We start from the raw sequence: 15,172 nt of genomic DNA, 5'->3' as shown, positions 1-15,172 counted from the left end.
CGCAGCTTTACGCTCTGTTTCGTAGCCGAACAGAATAATCTTCGTTGATCGCCGTTACCAGGGCCGGTCCGGTCCGGATCCGTAGTCATCGTCCCTGAGGTATTCGTCCCGCTCCTGCCCCGTGTTGCGCTCCCGCTGGGCTTCGCGTGAACTCTCCTGCAGGCGGTCCAGCTGGCTCTCCTGGCCCGGATCGGACGGCGCGGGCTGCCCTTCTGCCGGCTGCGGCGTGCCTCCACCGGCGGCGGCGTCATCCGCCTTCTGCTTCAGTCGCTCCGCGGCCTGCTCCAGCTGCACGCCGGCACCCGTCTCGGCGCCGCCGGACCCTCCGGGGCCAAAGCAGCCCTGCGGGGCGGCTTCCACCACGGCCAGGCCGTCGGCGAAGAGCCGGGCGGCCGCCGTCGTGTCTTCCGCCGCAGCCCTCTCGTCGCCGAGGTGTTCGATGCTGAGCACCAGGTTGACGCGGATGATGCAGCCGTCGGTGGCGCCTGCGAGCGGGAGCGCCTTCTCGAATTGCCGGCGGGCTCCGGCGAAGTCCCCGGCGAGGACCAGGCTGTCCCCCGCCGCAAACGGCGCTTTATGCGGCTCAATGAAGTTGGCGATATTCAGTCCGGCCGCCGCGTCCGCCACCGCGCCACCATCCCCGGCAGCGAAGCCCCGGTCAGCCGCGCCGGCCAGGATGCCCAGGCTGAGCAGCTTGGCGGACAGGCACAGGACGACGGCGGCTGGCAGGGCAGACCAGAGGAGCAGCCGCCGCCGGACAGGCGTCCGCTCCCCCGCGTCGGGTGTGGCGCGCTGCGTCATCTCCGCGCCCCCTCTTGGGGCCGGAGTTGGCGCCACTGGCGTACCAGCAGGAACATCTCGCGCAGGCCCAGCAGGAACGCTGCCACGGCGAAGATCCAATAGAGTTCCGTCCTGCCGGCCAGGCTTCGGTTGTCCGCTGCGCGGTGCACTTCACCGGGGCGGGCCTGCTGCATCATGGGCGCTACCGGATCCCCGGCGGAGCGGTGTACGTAGGGAACGCCCAGGTCAGCGGCTATCCCCCGCAGCCGCCCTTCATCGTTGACCGACAGGGCGTCCTTCCCGGCTCCCGAGGTGCGGTCCTGGATGTAGCCGTTGCGTTCCCCATCGCCGGACGGACCCTCGCCTGGTTCCTTCATCCTGCCGCCCTCCTGCGTGCCGTAGCCAAGTACTGCCCCGCCGTCGATCAGGCCGCCGTCGACTTTCAGCGCCACCGGTGCCGTTGCGCTGGTCTGTTCACCATCGCCCAGGTAGTAGACCAGCCGGGGCCGCTCCGGATGGCTTTTCCGTGCTGCGGCCAGGCGTTCGGCCAGCAGTTTTCCGGCGATGGTGACGCTGCTTCCCTTGGAGTAGGCGGTAACCTGCGGCTCGAGGACCGAAACGGTGGTCTCAAGGGCCGTGGTATCGGCGGTGAGGGGCATCCGCACTACGGCGTTGCTGTCGAACGTCAGGACGGAAAAGCGGGCTCCCGGCAGTTCCGCGGCAATGGCCATCATGTCCTGGCGGACCCCCTCAAGCCGGGGCGCGCGGTTGCCGTAATCTTCGGCTGCAACGCTGGTGGTGGTGTCCACGACGAAGAAGACATTGAGGTCCGCCGAGGCCCCCTGGGCACTGCCGCCAGGGATACCGGGACGAAGCGCCGCGGCAACCAGGAGCAGGACCAACGCGCTCCGGAACAGCCATTCGCGCACCTGGCCGGAGGAAGGGTTCCTGGCCGAGCGGACCACCCGCCAGGCCGGAAAGAGCACCGCAACAGCGGCTACCGCGGCCAGGAGCCACCACGGCAGGATGGGTTGCAGCGTCATGGCCTCAGCCTCCAGGACGCGCCAACCAGCACCAGCCCGGACAGGAGTGCCACGGCGAGGGGCAGCTCGGGCCGGTCCGAGACCACGGCGCGGGATGCACCCTGCAGCGCCGCTGCTTCTGTCTCCTGTACCGTCCGCACGATGCCCGCAATGGCCTCGGGGCTCTCCAGCGCGTAGTAAGCGCCGCCACCGGCTTCGGCCACCGCCCGGAGCCGGGCCCCGGGCTGGCCCGGCCCGGTTCCATAATCCAGGTCGCCGGGATTCAGTGCGTACACCCGGACGCCGCGTTCGGTGGCCAGGGCAGCCGCCTGCTCCAAGGTAAAAATGGGATCGCCGGAGAGGTAGTTATCCGTCGCGAAAACAACGGACCGGGACCGCTTCGGGCCGGAGTCTGTGCTGCTCTGCGGGCCGGGCGGAGTTCCGGGCTTTGTAGCCGGGAAGCCGTTGACGCAGGCGGCCAGGCCGTCGCCGATCAGCGAGGAACCGCGCCCGCCCCAGGTACCGTCCAGGAAGCCGGAACTGCCGGGTTTCCCTTCGAAGGCATCGCGGGCGAGGGTGAGCTGTTCCTGCACGTAGCCGTAGTCGTCGGTCAGGGGGAAGACCTGGACGGCGGTGCTGTCAAAGACCGTGAGGCCGATCCGCTCGCCGTCGAATTCCTTCGCCAGGCGGGCAAAAACGTCCACCACGGCTGCGTCAGCGCTGCTCATCGAGCCGGAGGTGTCCAAGCACAGCATGATGTCCCGGTTGTGCTGCTCCGGACGGCTGATGGTCAGTTCCACGGGGCGCGCCGCCGCGGCCACGGCGGACAGCATCAGGGCTGCTCCTGCGAGCGCCGCGACAGCTAGTAACCGGCGGTGGCGGCGGACAGCCGCCTGGTATTCGGGCAGGGCGGTGAGCCGGTCCGCGTTGGCCACCGGCCGCCGTTGGGCGTTTCCCGGGGAATCGCTGCGGAAAGCGAACCAGGCGGTCACGGCGGCACTCAGAAGCGCAAGCGGGATGAGCCACCAGAACATCAGTTCCATTGCTCCACCGCCCGGCGTGCGGTTTCGGCGGAATCGGAGACGGCTGGCAGCGGCTCCAGGCCGAACTCGCCCGGGTAGATCCTGCTGACCGCCTCAGCGGCAGAGGGCAGTGGGTGCCCGTGCAACTCCGCGAGGGTCATCCGCGGGGCGTCAACGCCGGTGACATCACGGGCGAACTTGCGGACCAGCAGGCTCAGTTCCCGGTGCGATTCGCGGGTGCTCAGCAGCCCGGCAGCGGCGTCCGCCCCCACTGCGTCGATCCGTTGGAGGTAGGCCTGCTTGAGCGAGGCAAGGTCCGACGGCGGCGTGAACCGGGGCCGGGGCGCCGGAGCCCGGCGGCGGGTGCTGAAGAGAACGAAGCCGTACCAGGCCAGGAGCAGGGCAAGGAGGGCGAGGCCGGCCCACAGCCATCCCTGGCTGTACTGCAGGGGTCCGTAGAAGCCCTGGTTATCCTGCACGCCGGTGCCTTTCGAGGAGGGCGAACAGTTCTGTCATGACCCCGGCGCTGCCGGTGACGTGGCCTTCGGTGATGCCGGCCCGGCGGAACATGGCGTGCCGGCCGGCGTCGCGTTCCCGGGCAGCCCTGGCATACGCCGCCACCACTGCCGGGGAGGCTGCCAGGTGCCCCGGCAGCAGTGCGGAGTCTGCAACGCTGACGGCGTCCTGACCGGCATGGCGCTCCCCCACCAGATCGGCGTCCCGGATGGTCAGCCAGAGGATTTCATGCTGGGCGCGGAGCCGGCGCAACAACTGTTCGGTGTCCGCATCGGCGGCACGCTCATCAGCCACCACGAACAGCAGGTACCGGCCCTTGACGGTGCGCGCCACGTGTTCCAGCTGCCCATCGATCCTGCTGGGGCCCGAGTCCATCCCCGTGGCGGAGTCAACCTCGCGGAGGAGCCGTTCAAGGTGGGACTCCCCTGCTTTTGCCGGGATGGCGCGGCTGCCGTTCGCGTCGCCGCAGACCAGTCCCACCACGTCGCCATGCCTGTGGGCCAGGTAGCCCACAACACCCAGGGCCATCACTGCGATGTCTTTCTTGGTTTCGCCGTCACGGGCTTCGGCAGCCATGTTCCGTCCCGTGTCGGCAATGAGCAGGACCGTCTGCCGGCGCACGGCCACATACCGCTTGATCAGGGGTGAGCCGTGGCGGGCGGAAGCCTTCCAGTCGATGTCGCGGACCTCGTCCCCGGGAACGTAGGCACGGAGGTCGTCAAAATCGAGGCTGCGGCCGCGGAAGACTGAACCGTACTCGCCGTCGAGCATTCCGCGGGCTTTCCGGTGGGCGAAGATGGCCATCTTCGACTTGACTCGCTGGAGCAGGCTGGGCACGCCGGCTCAGGGAGTCTGGACGGACGCCACGATGGCATCGATGATGGTCTCCACCGGCACCTGTTCGGCCACCGCCTCGAAGCCCAGGATGAGCCGGTGCCGGAGCACCCGGTGCGCGAGGGATTTCACGTCTTCAGGGATCACATGGTCACGGCCGTTGATGAGCGCGACGGCCCGGGCCGCCTGGCTGAAGGCAATACTGGCGCGGGGGCTGGCACCGAATTCGATGAAGCCGGCCAAACGCTGCTCGATGTACTGCCCGGCGTTGCGGGTGACGAACACCAGGCCCACGATGTAGTTGATGATGGCCGGATCGATGTAGATCCGTTTCACCAGCTCCTGGACTCCTGCCACGGCATCCAGTGACGCTGCCGCCGCTGGAATCTGCTCCGGAGTGAAGATCCCGGCATCGATGCGCCGGATGATCTCCGCTTCCTCTGCCGGAGACGGGTAATCCAGGACGTCCTTGAGCATAAAGCGGTCCATCTGGGCTTCGGGCAGCTGGTAGGTACCTTCCTGCTCGATCGGGTTCTGGGTGGCGAGCACCAGGAACGGTGAGGGGAGCTTGTACTCCTGTCCCCCGATGGTGGTCTGCCGTTCCTGCATGGCCTCAAGCATGGCGCTCTGGGTCTTCGCGCTGGAGCGGTTGATCTCGTCGAGCAGGACGATGTTGGCGTGCACGGGGCCGAGTTGGGTGATGAACGTGCCCTTGGCGGCGTCGTAGATCTGCGTGCCCACAATGTCGCTGGGCAGCAGGTCCGGGGTGCACTGGATCCGGCGGAACTCGGCGCTGACAGCTTCCGCTACCGTCTGGGCGGCCGTGGTCTTGGCCAGGCCCGGCACACTTTCCAGCAGGATGTGCCCGCCTGTCATCAGGCCAACGAGCAGCGATTCGCGGAGGCGTGCCTGACCAACTACTTTGGCATCGAAGCTGCGGGAGATGTTCGCCACCACTTGCTGTGCACGGGCCAGTTCCGCCGGTTCGATACGTGCGGGCGCACTGGTCTGAAGCACTGGATTTCCCCCTGATGGCTGCTGGACGGTGGCGGGTGCACGGACGGTGTTGCCCGGCGGCACTCCGTCCGCCATCCTATCCAAGCCACTTGCCGCAGCTGCCGCAATGGGGACCCCTCCCCATCGGGGCCCGCGCAGGTTTATCCTTTTGCCATGAGCGAGCTTCCAGCCAGTTACAAGCAGTTTCTCGCCGACAAAAGCGAGAGCTTCGTCCTTGCCGTTAAGCCTGTGCTGCAGCAGTCCGCTGCTGACCAGAGCCACGGGGTCCGGGTCACCTACAACGTGGGTCCCACCGGTCATCAGGCCCACCTTGATGACACCCTTCCGTACGGAGTAGTGGTCGAGGATATCGACTGATTGCCGCGGTGGCCTGGGCGGGCCTCCAGGGCAGGGACGCCGGATGGCGCTGCAGTGAAGGACCGGCGGCCGGTCAGCCCTTGACCGCGCCTGAAAGCGCGAACGAGCTGCCAGCACCCTTGGCCACAATGACGTAGAGGGCCAGCACCGGCACTGAATACAGGATGGAAAAAGCTGCCAGCTGGCCGTAGGCGACTGCCCCGTGCTGTCCGAAGAAGCTGTAGATCGAAACGGCTGCCGGTTGCCGGGCTTCGGACAGGAGCAGGACAAAGGGTACAAAGAAGTTCCCCCACGCCTGGATGAACACAAAAATGAACACCACGCCCAGCCCCTGCCGCATGAGGGGCAGGACGATGGTCCGCAGTGCCGTCAGGCCGGAGGCACCGTCCACCCAGGCCGCTTCCTCGAGTGATACCGGGACGGCGTCCATGAAGTTCTTGGTCATCCAGATGGCCATGGGCAAGGTGGTGGTGGCCATGAAGAAGATGGTGGCGGGCATGGAGTCCAGGAGTTGCAGCTGCACGAACAACCCGTAGACGGGAACCATGATGGCAGTGATCGGCAGGCACGTCCCGAACAGGATGGTGTACATAAAAGGTTTGTTGAACCGGGACTGGTAGCGGGACAGTGGGTACGCGGCCAGCACTGCCGCCACCAGGTTCACGGCACCCGTTCCGGCGGAGAGCACCAGGCTGTTCCACAGGGGCCCGAACAGCAGTCCCGGTGTCATGATCGCGGAAAAGTTCGCCAGCGATACCTCCCGGGGCAGCCTGGTTTCGTACCCGGCCGCGGGGTCCAGGGAAGCGAAAACCAGCCACAGCAGCGGCAGGACAAAGCAGGCCCCGATCACCATCAGCGCCACGTCAGCCGGAACCCGGGCACGCTGCTGCGCCCGGGAGACTGCCCCTGCTGCGGTCCGGCGCTCCCCCACGGACGCGCGGGCCGCCGTCGTCATGGCTTGGCCTCCCGGAGGAGCCTGATGTACGCCGCGCCGAACACGAGGCCGATGAGGATCAGCACCGACGCCACAGCGGTGCCGTAGCCGATGTCACCGAATTTGAAGGCCTCCTGGTAGGCCAGCACCGGAAGCGTGGTGCTGGCATTCGCCGGGCCCCCGGCAGTCATCACCCAGATGAGGGTGAAGACCGCCAGTGTTTGCAGTGTGATGAGCATGAGGTTGGTGGCGATACTGGAACGGATCATGGGGATGGTGATGAAAGCCAGCCGCTGCCAGGCGGTGGCACCGTCCATCAGGGCCGCCTCCGTCACTTCCCCCGGGACCTCGTCCAGCGCGGCCCGGTAGACCAGCATGGAGAACGCGGTGCCGCGCCAGATATTGGCCAGCATGATGGCCGCCATGGGAAACGAATACAGCCAGTCGGGCTGTCCGAACCCAAGCCCGCCCAGGACTTGGTTGAGCGTTCCGTCCCGGCTGAAATAGGCATACGCGGCAAAGGCCGCGACAATTTCCGGCAGCACCCAGGCAGCCACAACGGCGGTTCCGACGACGGCGGCCACCGGCCGGCGCGCCCGCCGCATCAGGACGGCGATGGTGAGCCCCAGAACGTTCTGGCCGAGGATGGCGGAACCGCCAACGAACAGTACGGTCAGGGCCAGGGAAAGCGGCAGCACCGGATCTGTGAGCAGCCTGGCGTAGTTCTCGAAACCGATCCAGCCGGGGCTGCGGGCATTCCGGCCGGTCAGGGCCGCGTTGGTGAATGAGGCGTGGAAAGCCCACAGCACGGGCCCGGCCAGGAAGACCAGCAGGAGGACCACGGCCGGGATGACAGGGAACAGCCGGGCGCTCCGGCCGGGCAGGGTGCGGCGGCGCGGTTCAGTGACGGGCACCGGCTATTTCGCGATGGTCTTGGCGTCACCAACGATGCCTTTGACCGCGGCATCGTAGTCGGCAGCGGCCTGTGCAGGGGACTTCGCCCCGGTGATCACCGCTTCCGTGGCCTCCTGCACCGCTGCCGATATCCGGGGGTAGTCCGCGGTTGCCGGGCGGTAGTGAGTGACCGCCACGAGCTCGGACACGTCCTTCACAAACGGGTTGGCGGACTGGTAGCCCGGGTCAGCTGCGACGTCTTTTCGGACGGCGATCTGGGAGCTGGCGACGTTGAAGGCGAGCGAGTTCTTCTGGTTCAGGGCCGTGGCCAGGAAGTCGAACGCCAGTTGGGCATCCTTGGTGCCGGCCCCCACCGCGAGAGTCCAGCCGCCTGACATGCTCACACCGCCGGGCGCCTGTCCGTTCTGCGTGGGGAAGGCCGTCACGCCCATTTCTTCCCCGTAGGCGGGCCATTCGTAGCTGCCGCCCTTCTGCCAGAAGGACGGGGCGTAGGACCCCTCGACGGTGGCGCCCATCTTGCCTTGCGGCAGCCACTCGCCGAAGACTTTTTTCCAGACATTGGCGTCGAGGGCCTCTGCCGGCGAGACGGCAAGCTGTTCCTCGTACAGGGTTTCCAGGAACGTCAGCGAATCGGTGAACCCTTTGGAACCCACCACCCACTTCTTCGAATCGGCGTCGTAGAGCCCGGCGCCTGTTCCATAGAGGAGTTCGTAGAAGCTTTGCATCACTGTGCCTTCACCGGTTCCCTTGCCGGCGTACATATTGAACGGCACCACCGAGGGATCATTGGCCTTGATTTTCCGGGCCGTGTCCAGGATGTCCTGCCAGCTGTTGGGCTCCCACGGCAGGCTGACGCCGGCGGCTGCGAGGACTTTTTTGTTGTACCAGATCCCGCGTGTGTCAGTGCCCAGGGGGACGGCGTACGTGCCGCCGTCGTCACCGAGGCCAGCCGCTTTGGCGGCGTCATCGAAGGCGTCCCAGTCTTTCCAGCCGTCCAGGTGGCTGTCCAGTTTCAGGAGATACCCGGCGTCGACGTCGGAGCGGACCTTGAAGGTGTCCTCGTAGAAGACGTCAGGGGCAGTGGAGGACGCCCGCAGGGCGAGGGCAAGCTTGGTGCCGTAGTCGTCGTCGTTCGCCTGGATGGGCTCGAGATTGACCGTCACGCCCTGGCGGGCGGCCTCGAATTCCTGTTTGGCCGCCTGGAAGAGCGTGTCCAGGGCGGTAAAGGAATCAGTCTTCTGATAGACCACTTTCAGGGTCTTGGCCGACTCTGCGGGAGCGGCCGGCGAACAGGCCGCCAGCGTCAACGCGGCGGCGGAGAAGAATGCAGAAAAAACGAGGGCCCGGGGACGCATGGTGCTCCATTCATTCAATGGCTGCAGTCCCCTATGTCTGCGGGCCCCAGCCGCGGCGATATCCACATGCTAGATGGGGCGCCCCCCGCAAGCAAGGATCTTCGGTTCAGGCTTCCAGGAGAAGCCGCTGCGCCCGCGGCGCGAGGGTGTGTTCCAGGACCAGGCAGGCGGCGCCGATGGCGCCGACATCCTCGCCTACCCCGGTGCCGACGACTTCAATGGTGTGGATCAGGCGGGCGGCGCTGTTGGTGTCCACGAGCGCCGGTATCTTGGCCAGGTAGCGCTCAGCAATCCGGCTCCAGAAAGGACCGCCGAAGACGACGCGTTCCACATCCAGGGTATTGGTGACCACCGAAACGGCGCGGGCCACGAGCACCGCCGATTTGTCGATGATGGCCAGGGCCTTGGTGTCCCCGGCGTCGGCGAGGTCGCAGAGTTTCGTAAAGCTTTGCTGGACGTCCGCCGCGGTGGGCCGGGGCCCAGAGTCGTCGAGGATGCCCGCGGCCACTGCCTCGGCAACCAGCACCTGGGGGATGGCCGAGGACTTAACACAGCCGCGCAGGCCGCAGTCGCAGAGCGGCCCGCCGGGTTCCACTACGATGTGGCCGATCTCGCCGGCGTTCCCTGAGGTGCCACGCACCACCTCGTCGTTGAGGACAATGCCACAGCCGATGCCCGTTCCCATGTACATGAAGACGAAGCTGCCGGAGCCGCTGGGGCCACCTGCCCAGGTTTCGGCGACGGCGGCGCTGGTGACGTCCTTGTCCACGAGCACTGAGTAGCCGGTTGCCTTGGCCAGTGCGTTCCGGAGTTCCACGCGGTCCCAGCCTGGCAGCAGCGGTGGGTCAACGACGGTTCCGTTGTCCAGGTCAATGGGTCCCGGGGCAGCCACACCCAGGCCCGCGATCTTGGTGACGTCCACACCGGAGTCCGCCACGAGCTGACCGATCTGAGCGGCGATGGTGGCAATGACCGCGGCGGGATCGTTGCCACCCGGCGTTTTGATCCGTGAGTGCTGTACAACCGCGCCAACGAGGTCCAGGACGACGAACGTGGCGACGGCAGGGTCCAGGTGGACTCCGATGGCGTACATTCCGGCCGGGTTGAGCCGAAGCATGGTGCGCGGCTTGCCGGGTCCGCTGCCTTCCTTGCCTGCCTCGACGATCAGGTGCTGGTCCAGCAGGCGGCGGGAGATGTTGGAGATGGTCTGGGGCGAGAGGCCGACGATCTGGGCGAGCTCTACGCGGCTGAGCCCGCCGGATGACCTGCGGATGGCATCGAGGATGACCGTGAGGTTAAAGTCCCCCATGCGGGGAAGATTGGTTCCGCGCCGTGGCGGCGAGGACTGGCGAATTTCTGGCACGGTCTCCCCTAGAGTTTTGGCCGCGTACTCATGATGTCTGAATCGTACGTTACCCCCTGACGCACGCCCAGAGCCGGAGGCTGCCCCCGACGCGGCCGGGCGCCTCTCAGGCCCGGGAACGCCGGGTGCTGACCGCTACCGTGAACTTCGGATTGGCGCCCCTGACCGTGGTGGGGCCAACCAGCCGTTCGAGCGCCGGAAGGTACTGCAGGTGGCGGTTGAAAACGGTCCACAGTTCACCGCCCGGGGCCAGCACCCGGGCTGCTGCCTCGAACAGCTTGATGCCGGCTCCGGCATGCACGCTGGCACCCAGGTGGAACGGCGGATTCAGCAGGATCAAATCGGCGCTGCCGGCAGGCAGGGTGCTCATGGCGTCGTCCTGGACGACGCTGATCCGGTTTTCAAGGCCGTTGGCCCGGGCGGTGCCCAGGGCGGAGGCGACCGCGGCCGCGGACCGGTCTGTGGCTGTGACCAGGGAGCCGGGATTGTGGCGGGCGTACATTGCCGCCAGGATTCCGGTGCCGCAGCCCAGGTCGACGGCGTGCCGGGCGGCTGGCATGTCCGCGAGGAAGTCCAGCAGGAACCTGGTCCCGATGTCCAGCTTCGTCCCGGCGAAGACGGCGCCGTGGGCAGCAACGTCCAGGTCCAGCTCTGCAAGGTGCCCGACGGCGGGACCGTTCCCTGCGGAGGCAGCTCCCCGGGCGCCGCCGGCCACGATGATCCGGGACTTCTGCCGTGCCAACTGCGGCTGGACGGATTGGAAGTGCCGTTCGAGGACGGCGTTCATTCCCAGGGACATGTGCTTGATCCGGCCGCCGGCGAGCAGCACCACATCCGGGGCTGCACATCGTGCCACGGTGGCTGCAACCTCCTCCAGTTCCGCCAACGTCCGGGGCAGCTGCAGCAGGACAACTTCGGCCCCTGAGAGCAGGTCCTCGCCCAACGGCAGTTGCTCGTAGCCGGCGCCTCCGGCCGCTGCGGCAGCCGCCACCCCCAAGGTGGCCGCGTTGTTCCGGAGCGCCCGTTCCCCCGTAATGAGGTCTTCGTGAACCCGGACCCGGTGGATGCCGAGCCCGGCGAGTGCGCCGAGTGTCATGGCGCCGTAGCGGTCCCCGATCACTGTGAGTTTGCGGCGGCCCTGCAATTGCCCGGCCGCGGCTTCGAGCAACAGTTTGTCAGTGGCATCCCAGGCCTGGAGATTGGGGGCTTCGACGTCCGGGTAACGCCGCAGGGTGCCGAAGACGGCCTCAAGACTTTTTTCAGCCACGGGTTCCTGCTGTCTGTGTAGGTGCTGTTGGAGTGGGCTGTTGCTGCAGGGAGGGCAGCTTGAGGATGGCCGCCACGGCCGCGCGGCCCGCCCGGTTGGCGCCGATGGTCGAGGAGGACGGCCCGTAGCCCACCAGGTGCACGCGAGGCTCCGCTGCCACCTGGGTTCCGTCCATGGCAATGCCGCCGCCTGGTCCCCTCAGGTGCAGCGGCGCCAGATGTTCGAGCTCTGCCCGGAACCCCGTCGCCCAGAGAATGACGTCCGCCCGGTGCAGGCTGCCGTCGGTGAGGCGGACGCCGTCGGGCTCTATGGACGCGAACATGGGGCGCCGATCCAAGGCGCCGCGAGCGGCCGCCGCCCGCAGGGCCGGCGTCCAGATCAGGCCGGTTACGGCAACCACGCTCTGCGGCGGCAGACCCAGCCGGACGCGTTCCTCCACGAGGGCGACGGCGTCGTGGCCGGCCTGGGCGTCGAACGTGGCATCCCGCCATTCGGGTTCCCGCCTGGTGAACCAGCTCGTGCCGGTTACCTGTGAGATCTCGTCCAACAGCCCGACGGCGGAAATGCCGCCGCCCACCACGATGACGTGCAGGCCACGGAACTCCTCCGCGGAAACATAGTCCGCCACGTGCAGCTGCCGGCCCCGGAACGTGGACCTGCCCGGATAGATCGGCCAGAACGGCCTGGTCCAGGTACCGGTGGCGTTGATGAGCGCCTTCGCTGACCAGTCGCCACCGCTGGTACTGATTCTCAGCCTGCCGTCCGGATCAGCATCTTCCCGCTCAACGGAGGCAACCTTGACCGGGCGCAGGACCTCAAGCCCCAGCTCCCGCTCATAGCCGGCGAAGTACCGCGTCAGGAACTCCGAACTTGGCTCTGCCGGATCCACCTCCGGTTTCGCGATGCCGGGGAGGTCGCTGATGCCGTTGACAGTGGCCATCCGCAGGCTCTTCCAGCGGTGGCGCCACGCCCCGCCGGGACCCTCTTCGGCGTCGAACACCTTGTACGCCAGCCCCCGGCGCTGCAGGTGGTAGGCAGCGGAAAGACCTGCCTGGCCCGCCCCGATGACCGCCACATCAACTGTCCCGATTGCCATTGCGCGGATGCCGGTCAGACCTTCTTCACTACGGAGGATTTGAGCTGCATGGGCCCCGCACCGTCCACTTTGCAGTCAATATCGTGGTCCCCCACGCCGTCCATCAGCCTGATCCCGCGGACCTTGGTGCCGACCTTGATGACGCCGGAACTGCCCTTGATCTTCAGGTCCTTGACCACCGTGACGGTATCGCCGTCGGCCAGGACATTACCCACCGCGTCCTTGATGACCCGCGCCCCCGCCTCCTCCGGCGCTTCACCGGCTGCGGCGGACCATTCGTGGCCACATTCCGGGCATACCAGGAGCGCACCCATCTCATAGGTGTACACACTGGAGCATTCGGGGCACGGCGGCAGGGTTTCGTTCACTCCTCCATGATAATCGTGGCTGCTTCGCTGACAGGCGCGGGCCGCCGTCGTACTGTTGGGCCATGGCGGAAGAAAGGCACGGACCATGACAACGGAAAAAGGGGCCGCAACACTGCTGGCCAAAGCGCTGGCCATAGTCCTGGGCACGGCGGAGGTGCCGCTGCGGCTGCGGGCGTGGGACGGGTCCGAGGCCGGACCGCCCGGTGCCCCCGTCCTTGAGTTCAGGTCGCGCCGTGCCCTGCGCCGGATCTTGTGGTCGCCGGGGCAGTTGGGACTGAGCCGGGCCTATGTGTCGGGTGACATTGATGCCCCGGGCGACATCTTTGCAGGCTTCAAGGCCCTGAGTTCTGTGGGCAAGTTCTCCGAACCCGGCCCGTTCACTCCGCTGACACCGCGGGAACTGCTGACCCTCGTCAGTACCGCCGTGCGGCTGGGTGCGTTGGGGCCCAACCCCGCCCCTCCCCCGGAGGAGGCCAGTGTCAGCCGGAAGGGCAGGCTCCACACCCGGCGACGCGACGCTGCGGCAATTTCGCACCATTACGACGTCGGCAACGACTTTTATGCCCTCGTGCTGGGTCCGTCAATGGTTTACTCGTGCGCTGTGTGGGGATCCGGAACCACCGACGGCGGCATGATGGATGGCGGGGCGCAGGATATTGGGGCGGCCGACGGCCAGGCGGCCGGCGGCGCTGAGCCACAGAGCCGTGGCCTTGTCGCGGGGCTTGAGGAGGCACAGGCGGCGAAGCTGGACCTGGTGTGCCGCAAGCTGGGGCTGAAACCCGGAATGCGGGTGCTGGATGTGGGCTGCGGCTGGGGCAGTTTTGCCCTGCACGCCGCAGAACATTACGGCGTCTCGGTGGTAGGGGTGACGCTGTCCTCGGAGCAGGCCGTGCGTGCCCGCAAACGGGCGGCGGATGCGGGCCTGACGGAAAACATCGACATCCGGGTGCAGGATTACCGGGACATCCCGGACGGACCCTTTGATGCCATCAGCTCGATCGGCATGTCCGAACACGTGGGCCGGGAACAGATGCCCGGCTACGTCCAGGTGCTGCACGGGCTGCTCCGCCCGGGGGGCCGGCTGCTCAACCACGCGATCTCGTGGAATGCCGGCCCCACCCGGGCGGACCCTGATTCCTTCATTCCGCGGTACGTCTTTCCGGACGGCGAGATGATCAGCCTGGGCGAGATGGTCGGCGCGCTGGAGTCCGGCGGTTTCGAGGTACTCGACGTCGAAGCCCTGCGCCTGCACTATGCCCTGACCCTGCGGGCGTGGGTGAGGCGGCTCGAGGAGAACTGGGACGAGGCTGTCAGACTGACCAGCCTGGGCCGTGCCCGGGTGTGGCGGCTGTACATGGCTTCCAGCGCCTTGGGCTTCGAGACCGGCCTCACGGGCGTCAATCAGGTGCTGGTGCAGAAGACCGGCGGGGAGGCACCGCCGTTACGCCGGACAGACTGGGTTTAAAGCGAAAGAGCCACCCGTGTGGGTGGCTCTTCGTGTTCCCGGGATGGTTCCCGGATGTGGTGGAGCTGAGGGGACTCGAACCCCTGACCCCCTGCATGCCATGCAGGTGCGCTACCAGCTGCGCCACAGCCCCAAACCCGTGCTGGCCGGCGGTTCACACCGGCCGAAGCAACCTGATCAGCTTAATGGAAATCCGCGTCGGGCGCCAATCGGCGGCCGTCCTCCGGTGCAACAAAAAAGTCCGCCGGAATCTTTCGATTCCGGCGGACCATCCGGTGGAGCTGAGGGGACTCGAACCCCTGACCCCCTGCATGCCATGCAGGTGCGCTACCAGCTGCGCCACAGCCCCGGACCTTCGTTAATCCGTGGTTTCCCCGGAGCAACTCAAATATCTTAGACCAGCGTTTCAGAAAATTCCAAATCGGGCATATGGGGCCCGGGAAGGTCCTTATTCGGCCTCGGAGCCTGCCGGAGCCTTGGCTGAGGCGTCCTCGCCGAGCTGCAGGTCAACCACCGGGCAGTCCTTCCACAAGCGCTCCAGTGCGTAGAAGACACGGTCTTCCTCGTGCTGGACGTGGATGACGATGTCCGAGTAGTCCAGCAGGACCCAGCGGCCGCCGGAGCGGCCCTCGCGGCGCGTAGGCCGCAGGTCCTGTTTGGCCAGTTCCTCTTCAATGCCGTCAACAATGGCGTTGACCTGGCGTTCGCTCGGTGCCGAGGCAATGAGGAAGACGTCGGCCAAGGCCAGCCGCTCACTGACGTCAAGCGCCACGATGTCGTGGGCAATCTTGTCCGCGGCGGCCTTGGCGGCGTGGCGGGCTATGGCGATGGATGAATCTGATGCAGTCACGGGACTCCTTG

16 protein-coding genes and 2 tRNA genes are annotated in these 15,172 nt (G+C 67.0%); 2 read left to right on the top strand and 16 right to left on the bottom strand.

Going from position 1 to position 15,172, the window contains the following annotated elements; all coding sequences use genetic code 11:
* Positions 1-54: 54 nt before the first annotated feature.
* From AC1MCA_RS19050 to AC1MCA_RS19025, 6 genes are read right to left on the bottom strand one after another with little or no spacing between them, the layout of a single operon-like run.
* A complete protein-coding gene (locus AC1MCA_RS19050) occupies positions 55-801 on the bottom strand; it encodes a hypothetical protein (protein WP_479799872.1) in 747 nt (248 codons plus the stop codon).
* A complete protein-coding gene (locus AC1MCA_RS19045; protein ID WP_479799871.1) occupies positions 798-1,823 on the bottom strand; it encodes a vWA domain-containing protein in 1,026 nt (341 codons plus the stop codon). Before AC1MCA_RS19045 ends, AC1MCA_RS19050 begins: the two co-directional genes overlap by 4 nt.
* Complete coding sequence (locus AC1MCA_RS19040; protein ID WP_479799870.1) at positions 1,820-2,845, bottom strand: vWA domain-containing protein; 1,026 nt, start codon at positions 2,843-2,845, stop codon at positions 1,820-1,822. The genes AC1MCA_RS19045 and AC1MCA_RS19040 overlap by 4 nt, the downstream gene beginning before the upstream one ends.
* Positions 2,836-3,303 carry a hypothetical protein gene (locus tag AC1MCA_RS19035; RefSeq protein ID WP_479799868.1) on the bottom strand — a complete coding sequence of 156 codons (468 nt, stop codon included), beginning with the start codon at positions 3,301-3,303 and terminating at the stop codon, positions 2,836-2,838. Before AC1MCA_RS19035 ends, AC1MCA_RS19040 begins: the two co-directional genes overlap by 10 nt.
* The gene (locus AC1MCA_RS19030) at positions 3,293-4,177 is read right to left on the bottom strand and encodes a DUF58 domain-containing protein (RefSeq protein WP_479799866.1); all 885 of its coding nucleotides are present in this window, start codon (positions 4,175-4,177) and stop codon (positions 3,293-3,295) included. The genes AC1MCA_RS19035 and AC1MCA_RS19030 overlap by 11 nt, the downstream gene beginning before the upstream one ends.
* 6 nt (positions 4,178-4,183) lie before the next feature.
* On the bottom strand, positions 4,184-5,191 hold the full coding sequence (locus AC1MCA_RS19025) for an AAA family ATPase (protein WP_479799865.1): 1,008 nt from the start codon (positions 5,189-5,191) through the stop codon (positions 4,184-4,186).
* Positions 5,192-5,344: 153 nt separating this feature from the next.
* Between AC1MCA_RS19025 and AC1MCA_RS19020 the strand changes: the two genes are divergently transcribed.
* Positions 5,345-5,548: a hypothetical protein gene (locus AC1MCA_RS19020; RefSeq protein WP_354145709.1), complete on the top strand. Its 204-nt coding sequence runs from the start codon at positions 5,345-5,347 to the stop codon at positions 5,546-5,548.
* 73 nt (positions 5,549-5,621) lie between these two features.
* On the opposite strand, the gene AC1MCA_RS19015 is transcribed toward AC1MCA_RS19020, so the two are convergent.
* From AC1MCA_RS19015 to AC1MCA_RS18985, 7 genes are all read right to left on the bottom strand, one after another.
* A complete protein-coding gene (locus AC1MCA_RS19015) occupies positions 5,622-6,503 on the bottom strand; it encodes a carbohydrate ABC transporter permease (protein WP_479799864.1) in 882 nt (293 codons plus the stop codon).
* The gene (locus AC1MCA_RS19010) at positions 6,500-7,396 is read right to left on the bottom strand and encodes a carbohydrate ABC transporter permease (protein ID WP_479799863.1); all 897 of its coding nucleotides are present in this window, start codon (positions 7,394-7,396) and stop codon (positions 6,500-6,502) included. Before AC1MCA_RS19010 ends, AC1MCA_RS19015 begins: the two co-directional genes overlap by 4 nt.
* Positions 7,397-7,399: 3 nt before the next feature.
* Positions 7,400-8,752, bottom strand: coding sequence for an extracellular solute-binding protein (locus AC1MCA_RS19005; RefSeq protein WP_479799862.1), 1,353 nt, complete (start codon positions 8,750-8,752; stop codon positions 7,400-7,402).
* Between the two features lie 106 nt (positions 8,753-8,858).
* Positions 8,859-10,061: an ROK family transcriptional regulator gene (locus tag AC1MCA_RS19000; protein WP_479799861.1), complete on the bottom strand. Its 1,203-nt coding sequence runs from the start codon at positions 10,059-10,061 to the stop codon at positions 8,859-8,861.
* Positions 10,062-10,221: 160 nt separating this feature from the next.
* Entirely contained in the window at positions 10,222-11,382 is a 1,161-nt protein-coding gene (locus AC1MCA_RS18995) for a class I SAM-dependent methyltransferase (RefSeq protein ID WP_479799860.1), read from the bottom strand.
* Positions 11,375-12,478 (bottom strand): FAD-dependent oxidoreductase, encoded by a 1,104-nt coding sequence (locus AC1MCA_RS18990; RefSeq protein WP_479799859.1) that lies wholly within the window; start codon positions 12,476-12,478, stop codon positions 11,375-11,377. The genes AC1MCA_RS18995 and AC1MCA_RS18990 overlap by 8 nt, the downstream gene beginning before the upstream one ends.
* 14 nt (positions 12,479-12,492) lie before the next feature.
* Positions 12,493-12,846: a zinc ribbon domain-containing protein YjdM gene (locus AC1MCA_RS18985; protein ID WP_479799857.1), complete on the bottom strand. Its 354-nt coding sequence runs from the start codon at positions 12,844-12,846 to the stop codon at positions 12,493-12,495.
* An 85-nt stretch (positions 12,847-12,931) separates the two neighbouring features.
* Here AC1MCA_RS18985 and AC1MCA_RS18980 point away from each other — a divergent pair, with 85 nt between their 5' ends.
* A complete protein-coding gene (locus AC1MCA_RS18980) occupies positions 12,932-14,311 on the top strand; it encodes a class I SAM-dependent methyltransferase (protein ID WP_479799856.1) in 1,380 nt (459 codons plus the stop codon).
* Between the two features lie 57 nt (positions 14,312-14,368).
* On the opposite strand, the gene AC1MCA_RS18975 is transcribed toward AC1MCA_RS18980, so the two are convergent.
* The 3 genes from AC1MCA_RS18975 to rsfS all read right to left on the bottom strand — a co-directional run bounded on the left by AC1MCA_RS18975 (position 14,369) and on the right by rsfS (position 15,161).
* A tRNA-Ala gene (locus AC1MCA_RS18975) sits at positions 14,369-14,444 on the bottom strand.
* 143 nt (positions 14,445-14,587) lie between these two features.
* Positions 14,588-14,660: transfer RNA gene (locus tag AC1MCA_RS18970), tRNA-Ala, on the bottom strand.
* 99 nt (positions 14,661-14,759) lie between these two features.
* On the bottom strand, positions 14,760-15,161 hold the full coding sequence (gene rsfS / locus AC1MCA_RS18965; RefSeq protein WP_479799855.1) for a ribosome silencing factor: 402 nt from the start codon (positions 15,159-15,161) through the stop codon (positions 14,760-14,762).
* Between the last annotated feature and the right edge of the window lie 11 nt (positions 15,162-15,172).

This window comes from Arthrobacter sp. BK1 (assembly GCF_056680055.1).
The sequence above is the reverse complement of the archived record's forward strand: the minus strand, read 5'-3'. Positions and strand labels throughout refer to the sequence as shown.